The organism is Salmonella sp. 32010601201800023SM (assembly GCF_017572235.1).
In the GTDB taxonomy this organism is placed as follows: Bacteria; Pseudomonadota; Gammaproteobacteria; order Enterobacterales; family Enterobacteriaceae; genus Salmonella; species Salmonella enterica.
Map to the genome: position 1 here is coordinate 1308410 of NZ_JAGEQS010000001.1, position 21837 is coordinate 1330246.

At 54.1% G+C, this 21837-nt stretch carries 19 protein-coding genes and 1 tRNA gene; 13 read left to right on the forward strand and 7 right to left on the reverse strand.

Annotated elements, in window-relative coordinates; genetic code table 11:
* Positions 1-59: 59 nt before the first annotated feature.
* From cydD to infA, 5 genes are read left to right on the forward strand one after another with little or no spacing between them, the layout of a single operon-like run.
* Entirely contained in the window at positions 60-1826 is a 1767-nt protein-coding gene (gene cydD, locus J4617_RS06625; RefSeq protein WP_017465599.1) for a cysteine/glutathione ABC transporter permease/ATP-binding protein CydD, read from the forward strand.
* The gene (cydC, locus tag J4617_RS06630) at positions 1827-3548 is read left to right on the forward strand and encodes a cysteine/glutathione ABC transporter ATP-binding protein/permease CydC (RefSeq protein WP_001202264.1); all 1722 of its coding nucleotides are present in this window, start codon (positions 1827-1829) and stop codon (positions 3546-3548) included.
* 44 nt (positions 3549-3592) lie between these two features.
* Positions 3593-4297 (forward strand): leucyl/phenylalanyl-tRNA--protein transferase, encoded by a 705-nt coding sequence (aat, locus tag J4617_RS06635; RefSeq protein WP_001241648.1) that lies wholly within the window; start codon positions 3593-3595, stop codon positions 4295-4297.
* A complete protein-coding gene (locus J4617_RS06640) occupies positions 4298-4681 on the forward strand; it encodes a membrane protein (protein WP_001578948.1) in 384 nt (127 codons plus the stop codon).
* On the forward strand, positions 4609-4827 hold the full coding sequence (gene infA / locus J4617_RS06645; protein ID WP_001040187.1) for a translation initiation factor IF-1: 219 nt from the start codon (positions 4609-4611) through the stop codon (positions 4825-4827). Before J4617_RS06640 ends, infA begins: the two co-directional genes overlap by 73 nt.
* 90 nt (positions 4828-4917) lie before the next feature.
* Here the strand turns inward: infA and J4617_RS06650 are convergent, their stop codons facing one another.
* Positions 4918-5829, reverse strand: a complete 912-nt coding sequence (locus J4617_RS06650) for a LysR family transcriptional regulator (protein WP_000597928.1) — start codon at positions 5827-5829, stop codon at positions 4918-4920.
* A 108-nt stretch (positions 5830-5937) separates the two neighbouring features.
* On the opposite strand from J4617_RS06650, the gene J4617_RS06655 reads away from it, so the two are divergent.
* The 3 genes from J4617_RS06655 to J4617_RS06665 all read left to right on the forward strand — a co-directional run bounded on the left by J4617_RS06655 (position 5938) and on the right by J4617_RS06665 (position 7731).
* On the forward strand, positions 5938-6798 hold the full coding sequence (locus J4617_RS06655; RefSeq protein WP_000809969.1) for a pirin family protein: 861 nt from the start codon (positions 5938-5940) through the stop codon (positions 6796-6798).
* 19 nt (positions 6799-6817) lie between these two features.
* Positions 6818-7495 carry a hydrolase gene (locus J4617_RS06660; protein ID WP_000097893.1) on the forward strand — a complete coding sequence of 226 codons (678 nt, stop codon included), beginning with the start codon at positions 6818-6820 and terminating at the stop codon, positions 7493-7495.
* 148 nt (positions 7496-7643) lie between these two features.
* Positions 7644-7731 (forward strand) — tRNA-Ser (locus tag J4617_RS06665).
* Positions 7732-8790: 1059 nt separating this feature from the next.
* Here the strand turns inward: J4617_RS06665 and clpA are convergent.
* From clpA to J4617_RS22945, 3 genes are all read right to left on the reverse strand, one after another.
* Positions 8791-11067: an ATP-dependent Clp protease ATP-binding subunit ClpA gene (gene clpA / locus J4617_RS06670; protein ID WP_000934064.1), complete on the reverse strand. Its 2277-nt coding sequence runs from the start codon at positions 11065-11067 to the stop codon at positions 8791-8793.
* A gap of 30 nt (positions 11068-11097) precedes the next feature.
* Entirely contained in the window at positions 11098-11418 is a 321-nt protein-coding gene (clpS, locus tag J4617_RS06675; protein ID WP_000520789.1) for an ATP-dependent Clp protease adapter ClpS, read from the reverse strand.
* A 95-nt stretch (positions 11419-11513) separates the two neighbouring features.
* Positions 11514-11591: a hypothetical protein gene (locus tag J4617_RS22945; RefSeq protein ID WP_212742690.1), complete on the reverse strand. Its 78-nt coding sequence runs from the start codon at positions 11589-11591 to the stop codon at positions 11514-11516.
* A 150-nt stretch (positions 11592-11741) separates the two neighbouring features.
* On the opposite strand from J4617_RS22945, the gene cspD reads away from it, so the two are divergent.
* The gene (gene cspD / locus J4617_RS06680) at positions 11742-11963 is read left to right on the forward strand and encodes a cold shock-like protein CspD (protein ID WP_000447499.1); all 222 of its coding nucleotides are present in this window, start codon (positions 11742-11744) and stop codon (positions 11961-11963) included.
* 129 nt (positions 11964-12092) lie between these two features.
* Here the strand turns inward: cspD and macB are convergent, their stop codons facing one another.
* Positions 12093-14039: a macrolide ABC transporter ATP-binding protein/permease MacB gene (gene macB, locus J4617_RS06685; RefSeq protein ID WP_000125877.1), complete on the reverse strand. Its 1947-nt coding sequence runs from the start codon at positions 14037-14039 to the stop codon at positions 12093-12095.
* On the reverse strand, positions 14036-15154 hold the full coding sequence (gene macA, locus J4617_RS06690) for a macrolide transporter subunit MacA (RefSeq protein WP_001201751.1): 1119 nt from the start codon (positions 15152-15154) through the stop codon (positions 14036-14038). The genes macB and macA overlap by 4 nt, the downstream gene beginning before the upstream one ends.
* 145 nt (positions 15155-15299) lie before the next feature.
* Between macA and J4617_RS06695 the strand changes: the two genes are divergently transcribed.
* Entirely contained in the window at positions 15300-16250 is a 951-nt protein-coding gene (locus tag J4617_RS06695) for a VirK/YbjX family protein (protein WP_001519667.1), read from the forward strand.
* Here J4617_RS06695 and J4617_RS06700 read toward each other — a convergent pair.
* On the reverse strand, positions 16247-17905 hold the full coding sequence (locus J4617_RS06700) for an ATP-dependent endonuclease (RefSeq protein WP_000599770.1): 1659 nt from the start codon (positions 17903-17905) through the stop codon (positions 16247-16249). The genes J4617_RS06695 and J4617_RS06700 overlap by 4 nt on opposite strands.
* 201 nt (positions 17906-18106) lie before the next feature.
* Here J4617_RS06700 and J4617_RS06705 point away from each other — a divergent pair, with 201 nt between their 5' ends.
* The 3 genes from J4617_RS06705 to hcr all read left to right on the forward strand — a co-directional run bounded on the left by J4617_RS06705 (position 18107) and on the right by hcr (position 21782).
* Positions 18107-19006 carry a lysine exporter LysO family protein gene (locus J4617_RS06705; protein WP_000491118.1) on the forward strand — a complete coding sequence of 300 codons (900 nt, stop codon included), beginning with the start codon at positions 18107-18109 and terminating at the stop codon, positions 19004-19006.
* Positions 19007-19149: 143 nt separating this feature from the next.
* Positions 19150-20802, forward strand: a complete 1653-nt coding sequence (hcp, locus tag J4617_RS06710; protein WP_000458779.1) for a hydroxylamine reductase — start codon at positions 19150-19152, stop codon at positions 20800-20802.
* Positions 20803-20813: 11 nt separating this feature from the next.
* Positions 20814-21782, forward strand: a complete 969-nt coding sequence (gene hcr, locus J4617_RS06715; protein ID WP_000178698.1) for an NADH oxidoreductase — start codon at positions 20814-20816, stop codon at positions 21780-21782.
* Positions 21783-21837: the final 55 nt, after the last annotated feature.

Consider the following 21837-nt stretch of genomic DNA (forward strand, 5'->3'; position numbering starts at 1 on the left):
TTGCGTCGTTGTAACATTGCCCTGCCTGAAATTCCAATAACTCACCTGCTAAGCGTGCAATGAATAAAACCCGTCAAAAAGAGCTGACCCGCTGGTTAAAACAGCAAAGCGTAATCTCCCAACGGTGGTTGAATATTTCCCGCCTGTTGGGGTTCATGAGTGGCGTATTAATTGTCGCTCAGGCCTGGATCATGGCGCGTATCCTGCAACATATGATCATGGAGAACATTCCACGGGAAGCGCTGTTGCTCCCTTTTATCCTGCTGATACTGATCTTTGTCCTCCGCGCCTGGGTGGTGTGGTTGCGCGAGCGCGTCGGTTTTCATGCCGGACAACATATTCGCTTTGAGATCCGCCGTCAGGTGTTGGATCGTCTGCAGCAAGCCGGCCCAGCCTGGATTCAGGGCAAGCCCGCCGGTAGCTGGGCGACGCTGGTGTTGGAGCAGATTGACGATATGCATGACTATTATGCGCGCTATCTGCCGCAAATGGCGCTTGCCGTTTGCGTACCGCTCTTAATCGTGGCGGCGATTTTCCCGTCAAACTGGGCGGCGGCGCTGATTCTGCTGGGCACCGCCCCGCTCATTCCCCTATTTATGGCGATGGTGGGGATGGGCGCGGCTGACGCCAACCGCCGCAATTTCCTGGCGCTTGCCCGGCTAAGCGGCCATTTTCTTGACCGTCTGCGCGGGATGGAAACGCTGCGAATTTTCGGTCGTGGAGAAGCGGAAACCGAGAGCATTCGCGCAGCATCGCAGGATTTTCGTCAGCGCACGATGGAAGTACTGCGCCTCGCCTTTTTATCTTCCGGCGTGCTGGAATTTTTCACCTCGCTTTCTATTGCGCTGGTCGCCGTTTATTTTGGCTTCTCTTACCTGGGCGAGCTGAACTTTGGTCATTACGGTACCGGTGTGACGCTCGCCGCCGGGTTCCTCGCCTTGATCCTCGCGCCGGAGTTTTTCCAGCCATTACGCGACCTCGGCACGTTTTATCATGCTAAGGCGCAGGCGGTTGGCGCGGCGGATAGTCTGAAGACATTTCTGGAAACACCCCTCGCCCACCCGGCGCGCGGCGAAGTTGAGCTGGCGGAAAACGAACCTGTAACCATTGACGCAGTCAATCTTATTATCACCTCGCCAGAAGGCAAAACGCTTGCCGGGCCGCTGAATTTCTCATTAGCGGCAGGAGAACGCGCCGTCCTGGTAGGACGCAGCGGTTCCGGTAAAAGCTCTCTGTTGAATGTATTATCCGGTTTTCTCTCCTATCAGGGATCTTTGCGTATTAACGGTGTCGAGCTTCGCGATCTCTCGCCGGAATCCTGGCGCCAGCATCTCTCCTGGGTTGGGCAAAACCCGCAATTACCTGCAGCGACGCTACGCGAAAATGTATTACTGGCGCGCCCGGACGCCAGCGAGCAGGAACTTTATGCCGCGCTTGACGCCGCATGGGTAAGCGAGTTTTTACCGCTGCTGCCGCAGGGAGTAGACACCCCGCTCGGCAATCATGCCAGCAGACTTTCCGTCGGCCAGGCACAGCGTGTAGCGGTCGCCCGTGCGCTACTTAATCCCTGTCAACTGCTACTGCTGGATGAACCGGCGGCAAGCCTGGACGCTCACAGCGAGCAACGCGTCATGCAGGCGTTAAAAGCGGCGTCAAAACGCCAGACCACATTAATGGTGACGCATCAGTTGGAAGATCTCGCCGACTGGGACGCTATCTGGGTTATGCAAGATGGCGCGATTGTCGAACAAGGCAGTTATGCTGAACTCAGCGCCGCCAACGGCGCTTTTGCGACGTTATTGGCTCACCGTCAGGAGGATATTTAAATGCGCGCGCTACTCCCTTATCTGACGCTTTATAAACGCCACAAATGGATGCTAACGCTGGGAATTGCGCTGGCAATCCTGACCCTGCTTGCCAGTATCGGGCTGCTGACGCTTTCCGGCTGGTTCCTGTCCGCGTCCGCTATCGCAGGCTTCGCGGGAATTTACAGTTTTAACTATATGCTCCCGGCGGCCGGCGTGCGCGGCGCGGCCATTACCCGTACCGCCGGTCGTTATTTTGAACGTCTGGTAAGTCATGACGCCACGTTCCGCGTGCTGCAACATCTGCGTATTTATACCTTCAGCAAACTTTTACCGCTCTCCCCCGCGGGTCTGGCGCGATATCAGCAAGGTGAACTGCTGAACCGCATCGTTGCCGACGTCGACACGCTGGATCATCTCTATTTGCGCGTCATCTCCCCGCTGGTCGGCGCTTTTGTAGTGATTATGATTGTCACCCTGGGGCTTAGCGTTCTCGACGTGACGCTGGCGATCACGCTGGGCGGCATTATGCTGTTGACGCTGTTTATTATGCCGCCGGTGTTTTATCGCGCCGGCAAAAATACCGGCCAAAATCTGACGCATCTACGAGGTCAGTATCGCCAACAGCTCACGTCATGGTTACAGGGCCAGGCGGAACTCACCATTTTTGGCGCCAGCAAACGCTATCGGGCGCAAATGGAAGCCACCGAATTACAATGGCATGAGGCCCAACGCCGACAGTCTGAACTGACCGCCTTATCGCAGGCGTTAATGCTGCTGATTGGTGCGCTGGCGGTGATGTTAATGTTGTGGATGGCCTCCGGCGGCGTTGGCGGCAATACGCAGCCCGGCGCGCTCATCGCGCTGTTTGTCTTCTGCGCGCTGGCGGCTTTCGAGTCGCTTGCGCCCGTTACCGGCGCATTCCAGCATCTGGGGCAGGTTATCGCCTCTGCGCTTCGTATCACTGAATTAACGGAGCAAAAACCGGAGGTGACCTTTCCGCAAGCAGAAACTCCCGCGCCGGAAAAGGTCACACTCACCCTGCGGGACGTTTCGTTTCGTTATCCCGACCAGCCGATTAATGCGCTCAATGCCCTCTCATTACAGGCTAATCCTGGCGAGCATGTCGCTATTCTGGGGCGTACCGGCTGCGGAAAATCAACGCTGTTGCAGCTACTCACCCGCGCCTGGGACCCGCAACAAGGCGAAATTCTGCTCAACGATCTTCCGCTATCCTCGCTGAGCGAATCCGCCTTACGCCGGACTATCAGCGTGGTGCCGCAGCGTGTCCACCTGTTCAGCGCCACGCTGCGTGATAATTTATTACTGGCGGCGCCCAATGCCAGCGACGAAGCCCTTTCCGACATGCTGCGTCGCGTCGGCCTCGAAAATCTGCTCGAAGATAGTGGGCTTAATAGCTGGCTCGGCGAAGGCGGTCGTCTGCTATCCGGCGGCGAACTTCGTCGCCTGGCCATCGCCCGCGCGCTGTTGCACGATGCCCCGTTGATGCTGTTGGATGAGCCTACTGAGGGGCTGGATGCGACCACCGAGAGCGAAATGCTGGAATTACTTGCCGATGTGATGCGCGAGAAAACCATCCTGATGGTGACTCACCGTTTGCGCGGCCTGGCCCGTTTTGATCAAATCATCGTAATGGACGACGGGCGCATCATTGAGCGAGGCACTCATGCAGAATTGTTAGCCGGACAAGGGCGCTATTATCAGTTTAAACAACGTCTGTAAGCTATTATTGAACGATCCGACTTGCGTACTGGAGTTTCGCCGTCATGCGTCTGGTTCAGCTTTCCCGACATTCTATCGCCTTCCCTTCGCCGGAAGGCGCTTTACGCGAGCCTAACGGTTTACTGGCGCTGGGCGGCGATCTCAGCCCTGCCCGGTTGTTAATGGCCTATCAGCACGGGATTTTCCCGTGGTTTTCGCCGGGCGACCCGATTCTGTGGTGGTCGCCCGATCCGCGCGCCGTGCTGTGGCCTGAAAAGTTTCACCTCAGTCGCAGCATGAAGCGCTTTCACAACGCATCCCCTTACCGCGTGACGCTCAATTACGCTTTCGACCGGGTCATTGATGGATGCGCCAATCACCGTGACGAAGGCACCTGGATAACGCGTGGTATTGAGGAAGCCTATCGCCGATTACATGAATTGGGCCACGCGCACTCCATTGAAGTGTGGCGCGATCGGGAACTGGTCGGCGGGATGTATGGCGTCTCGCAGGGGGCGCTATTTTGCGGCGAATCGATGTTTAGCCGCCAGGAGAATGCCTCTAAAACCGCACTGCTGGTTTTTTGCGCTGAATTTATCCGTCACGGCGGTAAACTTATTGATTGTCAGGTACTTAATAATCATACCGCCTCGCTCGGCGCCATTGAAATTCCACGTCGTGACTACCTCGATCACCTCGCGGCCTTACGCCAACAGCCGCTGGCCTCCCGTTTTTGGGTGCCGCGGACATTATTTTTGCCCCGGAAGTGAATGTTTTCGGCACATTTTTTATTGGGGTGTTATAATTGCTGCCGCAGAATTGGTTTAGCTCATTATCCCGCAGCCCGTTGTCAGGTAACGCCCATCGTTTATTTCACCGTTCCCTTATATGTTGCGCTTATGTCGATACATCAGGCGGTAGTATCAGGGAAAAAGTGTATAACGCGGCGTTGTCGTGTGTCGCGGAATCATGTGCTAAACCTGGTTTGCTGTGTTTTAAACGCACAAATCTTTACTTATCAAAAGAAGTTCGGCATTATCTTGCCGGTTCAAATTATGGTAGTGATACCCCAGAGGATTAGATGGCCAAAGAAGACAATATTGAAATGCAAGGTACCGTTCTCGAAACGTTACCTAATACCATGTTCCGCGTAGAGTTAGAAAACGGTCACGTGGTTACTGCACACATCTCCGGTAAAATGCGTAAGAACTACATCCGCATCCTGACGGGCGACAAAGTGACCGTTGAGCTGACCCCGTACGACCTGAGCAAAGGCCGCATTGTCTTCCGTAGTCGCTAATTGTCTCCTCACGCCCTGAAGGGCGGCTGGATAAAAGGTCGGTTTAACCGGCCTTTTTTGCGTCCATTAAGTTGATGAATGACGAGCAGGTTACTCTTCCACCATTCGCGCATACTCTTCCGTCAAAAAATCGACCAACGCACGTACGGAAGGTAATAATCCTCGCCGGGATGGGAACACAGCATGAATAACCTCCCGCCGGGGCTCCCACTCTTCCAGCACCGCGACCAGTTCACCGGCGGCCAGTTGTTCTTTCACCATTAAGACAGGTAGCTGCACAAGCCCCACGCCCGCCATCGCCGCCTCGCGTAGCGCCAACATGTCTGTAGTAATCATACGCGGGGTAAAATGGACTTCCGCACGCGCGCCCTGCGGGCCGTAAAGTTCCCAGCGGTGGATATGCTTGCCGGATGCAAGACTTAGCCCTGGCCAATGGCTCAACTCCGCCGGCGCGGAAGGGATTCCCATCCGTGCGATAAGATCCGGGCTGGCAAACAGGCGATGCCCTCTGTCAGCCAGGACGCGCATCACCAGGTCGCTATCTTCAAACGGGCGCGGCCTGACGCGAATCGCCACATCCACCCCCTCCCCTACGACGTCCACCCGACGATTGGTCGCTTCAAGCTGTAGCGAAACATCAGGATAACGCGCCATAAATTTCGCCAGCATTGGGCCGATGTGTACATGCAGCAGCGTCACCGGGCAGGTCAGCTTCACGATACCGCGAGGCTCTACCTGCAATGCGGCAATGGCATCCTGCGCCGCCTGAGCTTCCACCAGCATCGCTTTACAGTGCTCATAGAATGTTTGTCCCACTTCGGTAACGTTAAACTGCCGGGTAGTTCGCTGAATCAATCGCACGCCCAGCCGTTCCTCCAGTTGCGCAATACGCCGGCTCAGTTTTGATTTTGGTTCATCAAGCGCACGCCCCGCCGCGGCAAACCCACCCTCTTCGACCACATGCACAAACCACGCAAAATCATTGAGATCCGTTTTTATCATTACATTGTCCTATTAATGGAACGGTATGAGCCATTTTAGCCACTACCGAACCTTTTGTCATGAATATAAGCTTATTCACATCAAGACAACGCCACTGAGGAGAACACCATGAAACAGATTACAGGCGTCTATACCGCACCTCGCCCGCACTGGGTTGGCGATGGATTTCCGGTTCGTTCACTCTTTTCTTATCAGTCACATGCGCAGCAGTTGAGTCCCTTCCTGCTGCTGGATTATGCCGGGCCGCACACATTTACGCCGGGTAATGAAAAACGCGGCGTTGGGGAGCATCCACACCGCGGTTTCGAGACCGTGACGATTGTTTATAGTGGCGAAGTCGAGCATCGGGACTCTACCGGTCGCGGCGGCGTTATCGGCCCGGGCGACGTTCAGTGGATGACCGCAGGCGCAGGCATTTTGCATGAAGAGTTCCATTCCGACGCGTTTACCCGTCGGGGCGGCGAACTGGAAATGGTGCAGTTGTGGGTTAACCTTCCAATGAAGGACAAAATGACCACCCCGGGTTATCAAAGCATTACCCACGATGTTATCCCGACCGTTACGTTACCGGATGACGCCGGAGTCGTGCGGGTCATTGCAGGGCGTTATGAAGAGACAAAAGGCCCGGCGCACACTTTCTCGCCGCTCAATGTCTGGGATATGCGCCTGCAACGCAATCGCCAGCTTACATTGGCACAGCCGGAAGGATGGAGCACCGCGCTGGTGGTACTGAAAGGCAATATCACGGTGAACGGCACGACGCCGGTCAACGAAGCGCAACTGGTGGTATTGAGCCAGCAAGGGAAAACGCTGCACCTTGAGGCCAGCAGCGACGCCAGCGTATTGCTGTTATCAGGCGAGCCGCTGAATGAACCGATTGTGGGTTACGGCCCATTTGTTATGAACACGAAACAAGAGATCGCAGAAGCAGTCCGCGATTTCAACTCCGGCCGTTTTGGCCAAATCTGAAAACATGAAGGAGAACACGATGTCAAGTCCTGCTAATTTTAATGGTTTGCGCCCGGTAATTGATGTTAACGATTCCGTGATGCTTTTAATCGATCATCAAAGCGGTCTTTTCCAGACCGTAGGCGATATGCCAATGCCGGAATTACGCGCTCGCGCCGCGGCGTTGGCGAAGATGGCGACGTTAGCGAAAATGCCGGTCATTACCACGGCATCCGTACCGCAAGGTCCGAACGGCCCGCTGATCCCGGAGATCCACGCTAATGCGCCACATGCGCAGTATATTGCGCGCAAAGGTGAAATTAACGCCTGGGATAACGAAGATTTCGTTAAGGCGGTAAAAGCGACGGGTCGTAAGACGCTGATCATTGCCGGGACGATTACCAGCGTGTGCATGGCATTCCCGGCCATTAGCGCGGTAGCCGAAGGCTATAAGGTATTTGCCGTGATCGACGCATCCGGCACCTACAGTAAGATGGCGCAGGAGATCACCCTGGCGCGTATCGTACAGGCTGGCGTCGTACCGATGGATACTGCCGCAGTCGCCTCTGAGCTGCAAGGCACCTGGAACCGTGAAGACGCAGCCGCGTGGGCCGACGTTTATACTCAGGTATTCCCGGCCTATCAACTGCTGATAGAAAGCTACAGCAAAGCGCAGGATGTGGTGAAAAACAACGAAATGTTGGATTCACAGCGTTAATTTGCCTCCCCGCGCCAGTTTGGGCGGGGATTATGTCTATTGCATGAGCAAACGACAGTGAATATGTAAATTCTGCTTGACCGTTTTAGCGCAACTCCCTATAGTAGCGCCCCGTTGCCCCCCAAGTGGTCAGGCAGCAATACAATATGGTGAGGTGTCCGAGTGGCTGAAGGAGCACGCCTGGAAAGTGTGTATACGGCAACGTATCGGGGGTTCGAATCCCCCCCTCACCGCCATATTTAAGAAAGAGCTCGTACGAAAGTACGGGCTTTTTGCTTATATGTATCCCCCAAACCAAGGGGGGATGAGAACCACCGACCGGGGTTCGACACAAAAACGCCGGGAGCGTTTTTGAACAGAGCTTGCTCTGGCCCCGAAGGGGCGAGGCCCAGGGATGGGCTGAGTAGCGGCGCAGCCAGTTGGACAGACCGGGCGCACAGCGAACGGGCTGCCCCGAAGGGGCGAGCAAAGCGAGTCAATCCCCCCCTTACTGCCATATTCAAGTTGAGAGCCTGTACAGAAGTACGGGCTTTTTGCTTATATGTATCCCCCAAACCAAGGGGGGATGAGAACCACCGACCGGGGTTCGGCACAAAAACGCCGGGAGCGTTTTTGAACAGAGCTTGCTCTGGCCCCGAAGGGGCGAGGCCCAGGGATGGGCTGAGTAGCGGCGCAGCCAGTTGGACAAACGACGAGCCTGCGAGGAGACTGCCCGAAGGGCGAGCGCAGCGAGTCAATCCCCCCCTCACCGCCATATTCAAGAAAGAGCTCGTACGAAAGTACGGGCTTTTTTTTCACATATGACCCGAAGGGGCGAGCAAAGCGAGTCAATCCCTCCCTCACCGCCATATTCAAGTTGAGAGCCTGTACAGAAGTACGGGCTTTTTGCTTATATATATCCCCCCAAACTAAGGGGGGATGAGAACCACCGACCGGGGTTCGACACAAAAACGCCGGGAGCGTTTTTGAACAGAGCTTGCTCTGGCCCCGAAGGGGCGAGGCCCAGGGATGGGCTGAGTAGCGGCGCAGCCAGTTGGACAAACGACGAGCCTGCGAGGAGACTGCCCGAAGGGCGAGCGCAGCGAGTCAATCCCCCCTCACCGCCATATTCAAGAAAGAGTTCGTACGAAAGTACGGACTTTTTTTCGCATTAAACCCCCGTCGATTACCGGATGATGGCGCAATTTACAAGCGCCTTATCCGCCTACCGCGAGCACAACGCCATCAGGCTAACTATTAGCCGGCATAAAAAAACCGGGCGCTAAGGCCCGGTTTGTACGGCAGTGAAACGAAGATTAATGCGCGGCTTCCGGCTTGTGCTTTTGCGCACTCTGGAAGCCATACGTCAACGCATTTTTTTCTTTATCCAGCGCGACGGTGACCTGTCCGCCGTCAACCAGCGATCCAAACAGCAACTCATTGGCCAGCGGTTTTTTCAGGTTATCCTGAATCACACGCGCCATTGGTCGTGCGCCCATCGCCCGGTCATAGCCCTTTTCCGCCAGCCAGTCGCGCGCTTCCTGACTGACTTCCAGGGAGACGCCTTTCTGATCCAACTGAGCCTGCAACTCGACGATAAACTTATCGACAACCTGATGAATCACCTCGCCAGACAGATGATCGAACCAAATAATGTTGTCGAGACGGTTACGGAACTCCGGCGTAAACACTTTCTTGATCTCGCCCATCGCATCGGTACTGTTGTCCTGATGAATAAGACCAATAGATTTACGTTCGGTTTCTCGCACGCCAGCGTTGGTGGTCATCACCAGCACCACGTTGCGGAAATCCGCCTTGCGGCCGTTGTTATCGGTCAGCGTACCGTTATCCATCACCTGCAGCAGCAGGTTAAAGACATCCGGGTGCGCTTTTTCGATCTCATCCAGCAGCAGCACCGCATGAGGATGCTTAATCACCGCATCCGTCAGCAGCCCGCCCTGGTCGAAACCGACGTATCCCGGAGGCGCGCCGATCAAACGGCTCACCGTATGACGCTCCATATATTCGGACATATCGAAGCGCAACAGCTCAATACCCAGCGCTTTTGAAAGCTGTACCGTAACTTCAGTTTTCCCTACGCCAGTTGGCCCGGCGAACAAGAATGAGCCGACAGGTTTATGCTCATGGCCCAGACCCGCACGACTCATCTTAATAGCTTCGGTCAGCGCCTCAATCGCGTTATCCTGGCCGAAGACCAGCATTTTCAGACGATCGCCCAGGTTCTTCAGCGTATCGCGATCGCTCTGCGAGACGCTCTTTTCAGGAATTCGCGCAATTCGCGCCACTACGGACTCAATATCCGCCACGTTGACCGTTTTCTTACGTTTGCTCACCGGCATCAGACGCGCCCGAGCGCCCGCTTCGTCAATCACGTCAATGGCTTTATCCGGCAGATGGCGGTCATTGATATATTTTACCGCCAGCTCGACCGCCGCACGCACCGCTTTCGCGGTATAACGCACGTCGTGGTGCGCTTCGTACTTAGGTTTCAAGCCGTTGATAATTTGCACCGTCTCTTCCACCGAAGGCTCGGTAATATCAATTTTCTGGAAACGGCGCGCTAATGCGCGGTCTTTCTCAAAAATATTGCTGAATTCCTGATAGGTCGTTGAGCCGATCACCCGGATCTTGCCGCTGGAAAGCAGCGGTTTAATCAGATTTGCCGCATCCACCTGTCCGCCCGACGCCGCGCCAGCGCCGATAATGGTATGGATTTCATCGATAAACAGGATGCTGTTGGTATCCTGCTCAAGCTGTTTCAGCAACGCCTTAAACCGTTTTTCAAAATCGCCGCGGTATTTGGTGCCCGCCAGCAGCGAACCGATATCCAGCGAGTAAATGGTGCAATCGGCCATCACTTCCGGCACATCGCCCTGCACGATACGCCAGGCCAGCCCTTCGGCAATCGCCGTTTTGCCGACGCCGGATTCCCCTACCAGCAACGGGTTATTTTTACGGCGACGACACAAGACCTGGATCGCGCGTTCCAGTTCTTTTTCACGACCAATCAGCGGATCGATGCCGCCCACGCGAGCAAGTTGGTTAAGATTCGTCGTGAAGTTTTCCATACGTTCCTCCCCGCCAGCTTGTTCGTCGCCAGTTGGCTGATTGCCGAGATCGGAAGATTGGCTCGGTTCGTCTTTTCGCGTCCCGTGAGAAATAAAGTTCACGATATCCAGACGGCTCACTTCATGCTTGCGCAGCAGATAAGCGGCTTGTGATTCCTGTTCGCTAAAGATAGCCACCAGCACATTCGCGCCAGTCACTTCACTACGCCCGGAAGACTGAACATGGAAGACGGCACGTTGCAGGACACGCTGGAAACTTAACGTCGGCTGCGTATCACGCTCTTCTTCACTGGCAGGCAGTACGGGTGTGGTTTGTTCAATGAAGGCTTCGAGTTCCTGACGGAGCGCCACCAGATCCACGGAGCATGCTTCCAGCGCTTCGCGAGCCGATGGGTTGCTGAGCAGCGCCAGCAACAGATGCTCGACGGTCATAAACTCATGACGGTGCTCGCGCGCTCTGGCGAAAGCCATGTTTAAACTGAGTTCCAGTTCTTGATTGAGCATAGGCACCTCCCCCAATTTTTATACCTGCATTCAGGCTTTTTCCAGCGTACACAGCAACGGATGCTCGTTCTCCCTTGCATACTTGTTCACCATCGCCACTTTGGTTTCCGCCACCTCGGCGGTGAACACGCCGCAGATGGCTTTGCCTTGATAGTGAACTGCAAGCATCAATTGCGTTGCACGTTCTACATCATAAGAAAAGAATTTTTGTAACACGTCAATAACAAACTCCATCGGAGTGTAATCATCATTGACTAATATCACTTTATACATAGATGGCGGTTTTAGCGCGTCGCGCACGCTATCTTCCACCAACTGGTCAAAATCCAGCCAATCGTTCGTCTTACCCATTGTCAGTCGTCATTATCGGTTACGGTTGTCGGCAGGAAAATCTGCCGCTGACCAGAGTCTATGCACACAATCAATCTACCTCAATTGATAGATAACTAACATCTATCAGTACCATCCGCGACATCTGTCACATTCCCGGCAATAGCGTTAACTGCTTCAAATTTTTGATTCATTTTTACCCGATCCCCCCTGCCTGATGCTTGACGCCTCGCCTGATTTCTCTAAATTGTAATGTCGAGAGTTGGTGAGGTTTTGAACAGCCCCCACTCCGTCACCGGTTCATTCCATCTTACTTATATAAGATTTACGAAGGATGTCGAAGCATGGAAACGGGTACTGTAAAGTGGTTCAACAATGCCAAAGGGTTTGGTTTCATCTGCCCTGAAGGCGGCGGCGAGGATATTTTCGCCCATTATTCCACCATTCAAATGGATGGTTACAGAACGCTTAAAGCCGGACAGTCTGTCCGGTTTGATGTCCACCAGGGGCCAAAAGGCAATCACGCCAGCGTCATCGTGCCCATCGAAGCAGAGGCCGTTGCATAGCTCCTCTGTCTCATTGTGTACATCCAGGAGGCAAAATGCCAGCCCGATCGGCTGGCATTTTTATTTAACGCAAGTGCCTGGTGGCGACACTGTTGCATCTTATCAGGCCGACAAATGACGTCAGCAAGATTACTCCCTTGCCAGCGCATCCACCGGGTCCAGTCGCGCCGCGTTTCTCGCCGGTAGCCAGCCAAACAGTATCCCGGTAAACGTCGAACATAAAAACGCGCTCGCCAGCGCAGTCAGTGAAAAACCGATCTCCCAGCCGGGCAGGAAAAGCTGTAGCATAAATGCGATGAACATCGACAAGCTAATCCCCAGCGCTCCACCAACCAGGCAAACCAGCACCGCTTCAATAAGAAACTGCTGTAGCACATCGCTGGCGCGCGCGCCTACCGCCATACGGATGCCGATTTCACGCGTTCGCTCGGTGACGGAAACCAGCATAATATTCATAACACCGATGCCGCCGACAACCAGCGAAATGACGGCCACCAGCGTCAGAAATAACTGAAGAGTATAGGTGGTTTTTTCAGCCGTTTTCAGGACGCTGTCCATATTCCAGGTGAAGAAGTCTTTTTTACCGTGGCGTAAGGTGAGCAGGCGGGTAAGCTGCTGTTCAGCCTGATCGCTATCAACGCCATCTTTCACACGAACGGTGATCGAGTTAAGCCATGACTGACCCATTATGCGATCTGACATCGTGCTATAGGGCAACCAAACTTGCAACAGATTGCTATTGCCGTACATGGACGGTTTCTCTTCCGCCACGCCAATAACAATAACCGGCATATTACCCGCCAGCACCACTTCCCCTACGACATTCGCTTTATTTGGAAATAGCTGGCGTCGCGTGTTGGCATCCAGCACCACCACCTGCGCGCGATCCTGTTGCTGTACAGCATTGAAGGTGTTCCCCTCCCTAAAGGACATGCCGTAAACGTTAAAATAATCGCCACTGACGCCATTAGCATTTACGGCAATATCAATATTGCCATAGCGAAGACGTAAGCTCTTTGAAACGCTGGGCGTCGCAGAGTTAACCCACGGCTGTTTCTGAATAGCCACCAGATCGTCATATTTCAGCGCCTGTCGATACTGCGGGTTGTCGTCGCCAAAATCTTTGCCTGGATGAATATCAATCGTGTTAGTGCCCATAGCGCGGATATCCGCCAGTACCATCTGTTTTGCGGCGTCGCCGACCACCACAATCGACACCACCGACGCAATACCGATAATAATTCCCAGCATGGTCAGTAAAGTACGCATTTTGTTAGCGGCCATCGCTAACCACGCCATTGACAGCGCTTCGCGAAAGCTGCTGGCAAATTGCCGCCAGCCGGGAGCCGTATTAACTACGGCAGCGTCAACGCCCTGTTCGCGTTTCTTTTCCTGCGCGGGCGGATTATGGACAATCTTGCCATCGTGAATTTCAATAATCCGCTCCGCCTGGGCGGCAATCAGCGGATCGTGCGTCACAATGATCACCGTATGTCCGCGATCGCGCAGTTGGCGCAAAATCGCCATCACCTCTTCGCCGGAATGGCTATCCAGCGCGCCAGTCGGCTCATCCGCCAGAATCACCTGTCCGCCGTTCATCAGCGCGCGGGCAATACTGACACGCTGCTGCTGTCCGCCAGAAAGCTGTGAAGGTGGGTAATCGACGCGATCGCTTAATCCCAGCCGCAAAAGCAACTCTCTGGCGCGCGCCTGGCGTTTTTTGCGTTCAATGCCGGCGTAGACGGCGGGGATTTCAACATTTTGCGCTGCCGTTAAATGCGACAACAGATGGTAGCGCTGAAAGATAAAGCCAAAATGCTCACGCCGCAGCTGCGCCAGCGCGTCCGGGTCCAGCGTCGAGACGTCCCGCCCCGCCACCCGATAAGTGCCGCTGGTCGGTTTATCCAGGCACCCGAGGATATTCATCAGCGTTGATTTTCCAGAACCGGAAACGCCGACGATCGCCACCATCTCCCCGGCGTGGATTTGCAGGGAGATATCTTTCAACACCGCCACCTGCTCTTCTCCGGAGGGGTAGCTACGACTCACATTGCACAGTTCAAGCAATGCCGTCATGGCGTCGCTCCTGGCCTGCTTTCGCCGATGATCACCTCATCGCCCGCTTCCAGACCTTTAACCACTTCCACGTCTGTATCGTTACGCTCGCCAATGACCACTTCGCGCTCACGTTTTTCGCCGTTACGCAACAGCGCCACTTTATAACGATTGCCGCCCACCGGTTCGCCAAGCGCGGCGAGAGGAATAATCAGCACATTTTTGACATCCATGAGTTGAATATAAACCTGTGCGGTCATATCAAGACGCAAGATTCTTTTGGGATTCGGCACTTCAAACCGGGCGTAATAAAAAATAGCGTCGTTGATCTTTTCCGGCGTCGGCAGAATATCTTTTAAAACGCCTTCATAGCGCGTTTGCGGATCGCCTGCAATGGTGAACCATGCTTTCTGCCCCGCCCGAAGATGGATCACGTCCGCTTCCGAGACCTGCGCTTTTACCAGCATGGTGCTCATATCCGCCAGCGTCAGAATATTGGGCGCCTGCTGAGCTGCAATCACCGTTTGTCCTTGCAGGGTAGTGATTTGCGTCACTTCCCCCGCCATGGGGGCGACAATACGGGTATATTCCAGGTTGGTTTTCGCGGTGTCCAACGAGGCCCGATTACGTTTGATCTGGGCATCTATGGTGCCAATACGCGCCTGTTTAACCGCCATCTCCGTCGCCGCGGTATCCAGATCCTGTTGCGATACCGCCTGAGTCTTAGCTAACTGCTGCTGGCGCGCCAGCGTAACCCGCGCCAGCTTTAACTCAGCGGCTGCCTGCTGACGCTCCGCGTTCAGCTCCATCAGGGTGGCCTCGACCTCTTTTATCTGGTTCTCCGCCTGATCTGGGTCAATCACGCCGAGTAGCTGATCTTTTTTAACGTTATCGCCAATGGAGACCAGCAGCGTTTTCAACTGGCCGCTCACCTGCGCGCCGACATCCACTTTACGCAACGCGTCCAGTTTTCCAGTCGCCAGTACACTCTGTTCAAGATCGCCTGGCCGCACGATTAATGTCTGATAAGTTGGCAGCGGGGCATTTATCATTCGCCAGCCAGCCATCCCCCCCACTAAAAGAATTAAAATAATGACCAGATAACGCTTTTTAAATTTCTTTCCCTTAGCACGCATAGAAACCCTGACGGCAAAATTTTAACCAGAAAGTAAACCGTATCTAAACAAACCTGACGCAATAAAGATAGCGCCGGCTGTATTGACGATTGGTTAATGTTTCCTGTGGTTCAATCTCGACAATCTTATGTCGCGGATTACGATCATGACACAGCTTACAGATAATACCTGGTACACTTCAGATTACATCTCTCCTTTACAGTTATTTATTCGTCTGACGCGCGGGCAATTACAGCCAGGAAAATTCTGGCGTAAAGCCAGCTTTCGTCGCAAGTTTTTAATCCGCTCATTAGTCATGCCGCGTGCGACCAGCCAATTACTGACCAATCTCACCCAATGGCCGGAGTTAAATACGTTACTTGCTCGTCAGCCGCGTTTGCCTATTCGGCTACATCGTCCTTATATGGCTGTAAATATTAAACGCGATTTCGCCTTAGATGCGCTGTGTTTTCATTATCAACAGATGCGCCAACTTTTATCGCGGGAACAACAAGTTAGCTATTTAAGTCAGTATGGCCTGAATCTTGCTAAATTTGAAACTAAAACCGGCGAGTTGTTTCAACTTGATTTAGTCAGTCTGGTCTCACTGGATAAAGAAGGTGAAAGCACTATTGTTGTTCGCGACGCACAGTTACGTATTCTGGCAGAGATCACATTTACCCTGTGTCGCTTTAACCAACAACGCACACTATTTATCGGCGGATTACAGGGCGCGGCAAACGACGTCCCTCACGAAATTATCCAGCAGGCGACCAAAGCCTGCCATGGTCTTTTTCCCAAACGCATCGTGATGGAGGCTCTCTGTCAGTTTGCGCAAGTCTTTCAGGCAGAAAAGATTATAGCCGTGAGTAACGATGCGCACGTTTATCGTAGCTGGCGATACATGGATAAAAAGACGCAAATGCATGCCGACTATGACGCGTTTTGGGAATCGTTAGGCGGTGAAAGAATTAAAGGGAATTACTATACGCTGCCGCTGGCGATCGCCCGAAAAAGCGAAGCGGAGATCGCCAGTAAAAAACGGGCCGAGTATCGCCGCCGCTATGCATTACTCGATAGCGTCGTCGAACAGGTTCCGGCCACATTCAAACGCTAATCCGCCCGGCCCCGCGCCAGCCAAACCACGCGCGAGAACATCTTTCTGAACAGCGGCGGCACGGCGTCAATTCCGCGCCGCCCGGCTTCCATCGCGACTTCAATCGCCAAATCCGGCTTTGACGAGCGGTGGATAGCTTTAGTGATAATTTTCCGGGTATTCATCGGCACATTAGGCGGAAGTTGCGCAACCCGGTGAAAAACATCGGCAAAGCCCTGACGATACATAAAATGTTCCATATCCAGCGCAGGCAACGCCGTGAGATGTTCGCGTTCTTCTTCCCGATCGTTATTAAGCAGACTGCGGACCGTCGCGGCATATTTTTTCCCCGCTTCGTCGCCATCCACCAGGACATGCCACTCGATTCCCATACGGCGGGCGAACTTCACCAGCGGTTTCAGGCCAGACTGAGCAAACTCAATGACTTTAATGCCCTCCGCATCAAAATGATGTCCACACTGACGCGCCAGCTCATTAATAACCCAGGTTTCCGTCTCGCCTTCCACCAGTAGCCAGCAACGCGCAAACAGCGACGACGCGCGATTAAAGCGGATATGAAAGGCGATGCGCCGTCCATCTTCCGCGCTTAACCCGCCCGGGCCCAGACGCCAGGCGGCGACGCGGGAAGATTCGCGCACCAGCCGTACGACATGTTCCACCGGCGTTAGCGAAAGCAGTTCGCCTGAGTTGGTTGTCGCTATCCGCTGTAGCGGTAACAGATTGAGCAATTGCCAGGCGACTGAAAGCATAATGGGATGTAAACGGGTTTCCGGATCTTCCACCAGCAGTAATGGTCGCGCGTCTTTATGTAACCGCAGCGTCCCTTTCGCCTGTAACAGCGTGGAGAAAAGCCCCAGCAGGATCACCCGATGCGACCGGCTGCCCGGTTTGTCGATCATCCGATTAATAATATCCAGATAGCGCCAGCTACGCTGCTCATTTTGCGAACGTCGGCGCATGAGTCGGTGACGCGCCTGTCCTGCGCCCTGCTCTGAGAAATAGTGTTCAAGCAGTTGCACCATCGCGGACAGTCCCTGGCGAATCTGCCCGTCGGTTAAATTTTGCGGCCGGGTCGCCAGCTCACGCGCCAGAAAATCCAGTTGCCGGGCCGTGACTTCAACATCCGGCACATTGGGCACCGTACCGTTGCGAATACGTCGCATAAAACGCGCATCGCGCAAACGTAGCACTGGCATCAGACGAACCAGGTGGCGCACCTGATCGTTAATATTTTCCACCGGCAATGGCTGCCCATCGCTATTGAGAAAACTGCGCAACGTCATCACGCTGCCATCGGCGCCGCATTCGCCCTCTAGCCGATAAAAAATACGGTGAAAATCATCCTCGCAAGGCGACCAGCATGCTTCCAGCGCTCGATAACGACGTACCCGATGCCGCCCTGGCTGCGTTTCGCGAAAAGTCAGAATAATATGCAGGTGATGCTCGCGTCCTTTTATGTCGCCAGGCGGAAACCAGAAATCCTCACGGACAAAATGGTAGAGATCGAGTTCCGGCGACAATAACAGAGTCAGCGCATCCAGCAGGCTGGATTTGCCCCAGGCGTTTTCCCCAATCAGCACGTTGTTTTGCTCCAGCATCAACGACAGTCGGTTGATACCGCGAAATCCTACTATTTCAACGCGTTCGAGAATCATGCTTCCTCCAGAAAAACGTCATCACTCCATAAAATTCACCGCAGTATAACGGCAAATGCGTCCGCCTGGCGTGATATTCCCCCCCTTTGCCTGGGGCAACTGTCTGATAAATGTACGGCTGACGGTGTCGCTTTACTGATAGTCTGGAATTCGGTAGTGTCATGTACGCTATTCAAACAATAAAAAAGGGCCCGGCTGTTCATGTTTTCAGGACTTTTAATCATTCTGGTTCCACTGATTGTGGGCTATCTCATTCCACTGCGACATAAAGCCGCATTACAACTTATTAACCGGCTACTGAGCTGGATCGTGTACCTTATTCTCTTTTTTATGGGAATAAGCCTGGCGTTTTTGGATAACCTCGCCAGTAATCTGGTGGCGATTTTTCATTATTCCGCCGTCAGTATTACGATTATTTTATTGTGTAATATCGCCGCCTTATTGTGGCTGGAACGTATCCTCCCGTGGCGTCACCATCATCAGCAGGAAAAACTGCCTTCACGTATTGCCATGGCGCTGGAGTCGCTGCAACTGTGCGGCGTAGTGGTATTGGGGTTTGTCATCGGCCTGAGCGGACTCTCTGTTTTACAGCACGCCACCGAAGCCAGTGAATATACGCTGATCTTTTTATTGTTCCTGGTGGGGATTCAGCTACGAAATAGCGGCATGACCTTAAAGCAAATTGTGCTTAACCGCCGGGGAATGATGGTCGCGGTCGTTGTCGTGGCAAGCTCATTACTGGGCGGCGTGATTAATGCGTTTATCCTGGACTTACCGCTAAAAACCGCCCTGGCGATGGCGTCAGGTTTCGGCTGGTACTCTCTTTCCGGTATTTTGCTGACGGAGTCGTTTGGACCGGTTATCGGCAGCGCGGCATTTTTTAACGATCTGGCCCGCGAGCTCTTAGCCATTATGCTTATTCCCGGTCTGGTTCGCCGCAGCCGTTCAACGGCGTTGGGCCTGTGCGGAGCGACTTCAATGGACTTTACGTTGCCGGTATTACAGCGCTCCGGCGGCGTGGAGATTGTTCCGGCGGCTATCGTACATGGCTTTATCCTCAGCCTGCTGGTCCCCCTCTTAATGGCGTTCTTCTCGGCCTGATACCTCTTTGGCGGTAGGCATCTGCCGCCAAAATTGCGCTAAATCAATCTCCTTGCACATTATGGCAGAAATCCCTTTTATCCCTTTGTTCACAGGCATAATCTTAAACATGTATATTAAATATAACTTTAAAAGGTGTGACCATGTTTTGTGTGCAATGTGAACAAACCATCCGTACACCAGCCGGAAACGGCTGCTCCTACGCGCAGGGAATGTGCGGTAAAACGGCTGAAACGTCCGATCTGCAGGATCTGCTGATTGCGGCTTTGCAAGGTTTGTCTGCCTGGGCGGTGAAGGCCCGTGAATATGGCATCATTAATCACGACGTTGATAACTTTGCGCCGCGCGCGTTTTTCTCCACGCTGACCAACGTTAACTTCGACTCTCCGCGTATCGTCGGCTACGCCCGTGAAGCGATTGCCTTGCGTGAAGCGTTGAAAGCGCAGTGCCTGAGCGTGGATGCCAATGCGCATTGCGACAATCCGATGGCCGATCTGCAACTGGTTAGCGACGATCTGGGCGAACTGCAACGTCAGGCGGCGGAATTTACCCCGAATAAAGACAAAGCCGCCATTGGCGAGAACATCCTCGGCCTGCGTCTGCTGTGCCTGTACGGTCTGAAAGGCGCGGCGGCGTATATGGAACACGCGCACGTTCTCGGTCAATACGACAACGACATTTACGCGCAGTACCACAAAATCATGGCCTGGCTGGGCACCTGGCCTGCTGACATGAACGCGCTGCTGGAGTGCGCAATGGAAATCGGCCAGATGAACTTCAAAGTGATGAGCATTCTGGATGCCGGTGAAACCACCAAATACGGTCACCCAACGCCGACTCAGGTCAACGTCAAAGCGACTGAAGGCAAGTGCATTCTGATCTCCGGTCACGATCTGAAAGATCTCTACAACCTGCTGGCGCAGACCGAAGGCACCGGCGTTAACGTCTACACTCACGGTGAAATGCTGCCCGCACATGGCTATCCGGAACTGCGTAAATTCAAGCATCTGGTCGGTAACTACGGCAGCGGCTGGCAGAATCAGCAGGTCGAGTTCGCCCGCTTCCCTGGCCCAATCGTGATGACTTCTAACTGCATTATCGACCCGACCGTGGGCAGCTATGACGACCGTATCTGGACCCGTAGCATCGTCGGCTGGCCGGGCGTTAGCCATCTTGAAGGCGATGACTTCGGGCCGGTCATTGCCCAGGCGCAGCAAATGGCGGGCTTCCCGTATAGCGAAATTCCGCATCTCATCACCGTCGGTTTTGGCCGTCAGACCCTGCTCGGCGCTGCCGATACGCTCATCGATCTGGTCAGCCGTGAAAAACTGCGTCACATCTTCCTGGTCGGCGGCTGTGACGGCGCGCGCGGCGAGCGTAACTACTTTACCGATTTCGCCACCAGCGTGCCGGATGACTGCCTGATCCTGACCCTGGCGTGCGGTAAATACCGTTTCAACAAACTGGAGTTCGGCGACATCGAAGGGCTGCCGCGTCTGGTCGATGCCGGTCAGTGTAACGATGCTTACTCCGCAATTATCCTGGCGGTGACGCTGGCGGAAAAACTGGGCTGCGGCGTCAACGATCTGCCGCTATCGCTGGTGCTCTCCTGGTTTGAGCAGAAAGCGATCGTGATTCTGCTGACGCTGCTGTCATTAGGCGTGAAAAATATTGTCACCGGGCCGACCGCGCCGGGCTTCTTCACGCCGGATCTGCTGGCTATCCTCAACGAGAAGTTCGGTCTGCGTTCCGTGACCACCGTTGAAGAAGACATGAAGCAATTGCTGAGCGCGTAAGGAGGTCAATGATGACGATGCCAACCTCACAATGTCCCTGGCGAATGCAGGTGCATCACATCCGTCAGGAGACGCCGGATGTATGGACAATTGCGCTATTATGCCATGACTACTACCCTTATCGCGCCGGGCAGTATGCGCTGGTGAGCGTGCGTAATTCAGCGGAAACGCTGCGCGCCTACACCCTTTCGTCTACGCCGGGCGTCAGTGAATATATCACGCTGACCGTTCGTCGGATTGAAGATGGCACGGGTTCACAGTGGTTGACCCATGACATCAAGCGCGGTGATTACATCTGGCTGTCTGATGCAATGGGCGATTTTACCTGTGACGATAAAACAGAAGATAAGTTTCTGCTGCTCGCCGCCGGTTGTGGCGTAACGCCAATCATGTCGATGCGTCGCTGGCTGGCAAAATACCGCCCACAGGCCGATGTGCAGGTCATCTTTAACGTCCGTTCGCCGGATGATGTGATTTTTGCCGACGAGTGGCGACAGTATCCGGTCACGCTAGTGGCGGAAAATCATGCCACGGAAGGTTTTGTCGCGGGCCGTCTGACCACGGAATTATTACAGCGCGTACCGGATTTGGCATCGCGCACCATCATGACCTGCGGCCCGGCGCCCTATATGGATTTCGTCGAACAGGGAGTGAAAGCGCTTGGCGTAACGCGCTTCTTTAAAGAGAAGTTCTTCACGCCGGTGGCGGAAACGGCAACCAGCGGCCTGAAATTCACCAAGCTACAGCCAGCGCAGGAATTTTATGCCCCGATCGGTACGACGCTGTTGGAGGCGCTGGAGAGTAATAAAGTACCGGTTGCCGCTGCCTGTCGGGCAGGTGTTTGCGGCTGCTGTAAAACCAAAGTCGTTTCCGGCGACTATACGGTGAGTAGCACCATGACGCTGAGCGAGGCGGAGATTGCCGAAGGTTACGTACTGGCCTGCTCCTGCCATCCGCAGGGCGATCTTGTTCTCGCATAATCAGTAAACGTTCCATCATAGGCCCGGTAAGCGTCAGCGCTACCGGGCGATTTGC

Excerpts from the sequence above, each read along its gene's own strand:
- cydD (WP_017465599.1), top strand. The coding sequence starts at position 60 with ATGAATAAAACCCGTCAAAAAGAGCTGACCCGCTGGTTAAAACAGCAA.
- cydC (WP_001202264.1), top strand. The coding sequence starts at position 1,827 with ATGCGCGCGCTACTCCCTTATCTGACGCTTTATAAACGCCACAAATGG.
- aat (WP_001241648.1), top strand. The coding sequence starts at position 3,593 with ATGCGTCTGGTTCAGCTTTCCCGACATTCTATCGCCTTCCCTTCGCCG.
- J4617_RS06640 (WP_001578948.1), top strand. The coding sequence starts at position 4,298 with ATGTTTTCGGCACATTTTTTATTGGGGTGTTATAATTGCTGCCGCAGA.
- infA (WP_001040187.1), top strand. The coding sequence starts at position 4,609 with ATGGCCAAAGAAGACAATATTGAAATGCAAGGTACCGTTCTCGAAACG.
- J4617_RS06650 (WP_000597928.1), bottom strand. The coding sequence starts at position 5,829 with ATGATAAAAACGGATCTCAATGATTTTGCGTGGTTTGTGCATGTGGTC.
- J4617_RS06655 (WP_000809969.1), top strand. The coding sequence starts at position 5,938 with ATGAAACAGATTACAGGCGTCTATACCGCACCTCGCCCGCACTGGGTT.
- J4617_RS06660 (WP_000097893.1), top strand. The coding sequence starts at position 6,818 with ATGTCAAGTCCTGCTAATTTTAATGGTTTGCGCCCGGTAATTGATGTT.
- clpA (WP_000934064.1), bottom strand. The coding sequence starts at position 11,067 with ATGCTCAATCAAGAACTGGAACTCAGTTTAAACATGGCTTTCGCCAGA.
- clpS (WP_000520789.1), bottom strand. The coding sequence starts at position 11,418 with ATGGGTAAGACGAACGATTGGCTGGATTTTGACCAGTTGGTGGAAGAT.
- J4617_RS22945 (WP_212742690.1), bottom strand. The coding sequence starts at position 11,591 with ATGAATCAAAAATTTGAAGCAGTTAACGCTATTGCCGGGAATGTGACA.
- cspD (WP_000447499.1), top strand. The coding sequence starts at position 11,742 with ATGGAAACGGGTACTGTAAAGTGGTTCAACAATGCCAAAGGGTTTGGT.
- macB (WP_000125877.1), bottom strand. The coding sequence starts at position 14,039 with ATGACGGCATTGCTTGAACTGTGCAATGTGAGTCGTAGCTACCCCTCC.
- macA (WP_001201751.1), bottom strand. The coding sequence starts at position 15,154 with ATGCGTGCTAAGGGAAAGAAATTTAAAAAGCGTTATCTGGTCATTATT.
- J4617_RS06695 (WP_001519667.1), top strand. The coding sequence starts at position 15,300 with ATGACACAGCTTACAGATAATACCTGGTACACTTCAGATTACATCTCT.
- J4617_RS06700 (WP_000599770.1), bottom strand. The coding sequence starts at position 17,905 with ATGATTCTCGAACGCGTTGAAATAGTAGGATTTCGCGGTATCAACCGA.
- J4617_RS06705 (WP_000491118.1), top strand. The coding sequence starts at position 18,107 with ATGTTTTCAGGACTTTTAATCATTCTGGTTCCACTGATTGTGGGCTAT.
- hcp (WP_000458779.1), top strand. The coding sequence starts at position 19,150 with ATGTTTTGTGTGCAATGTGAACAAACCATCCGTACACCAGCCGGAAAC.
- hcr (WP_000178698.1), top strand. The coding sequence starts at position 20,814 with ATGACGATGCCAACCTCACAATGTCCCTGGCGAATGCAGGTGCATCAC.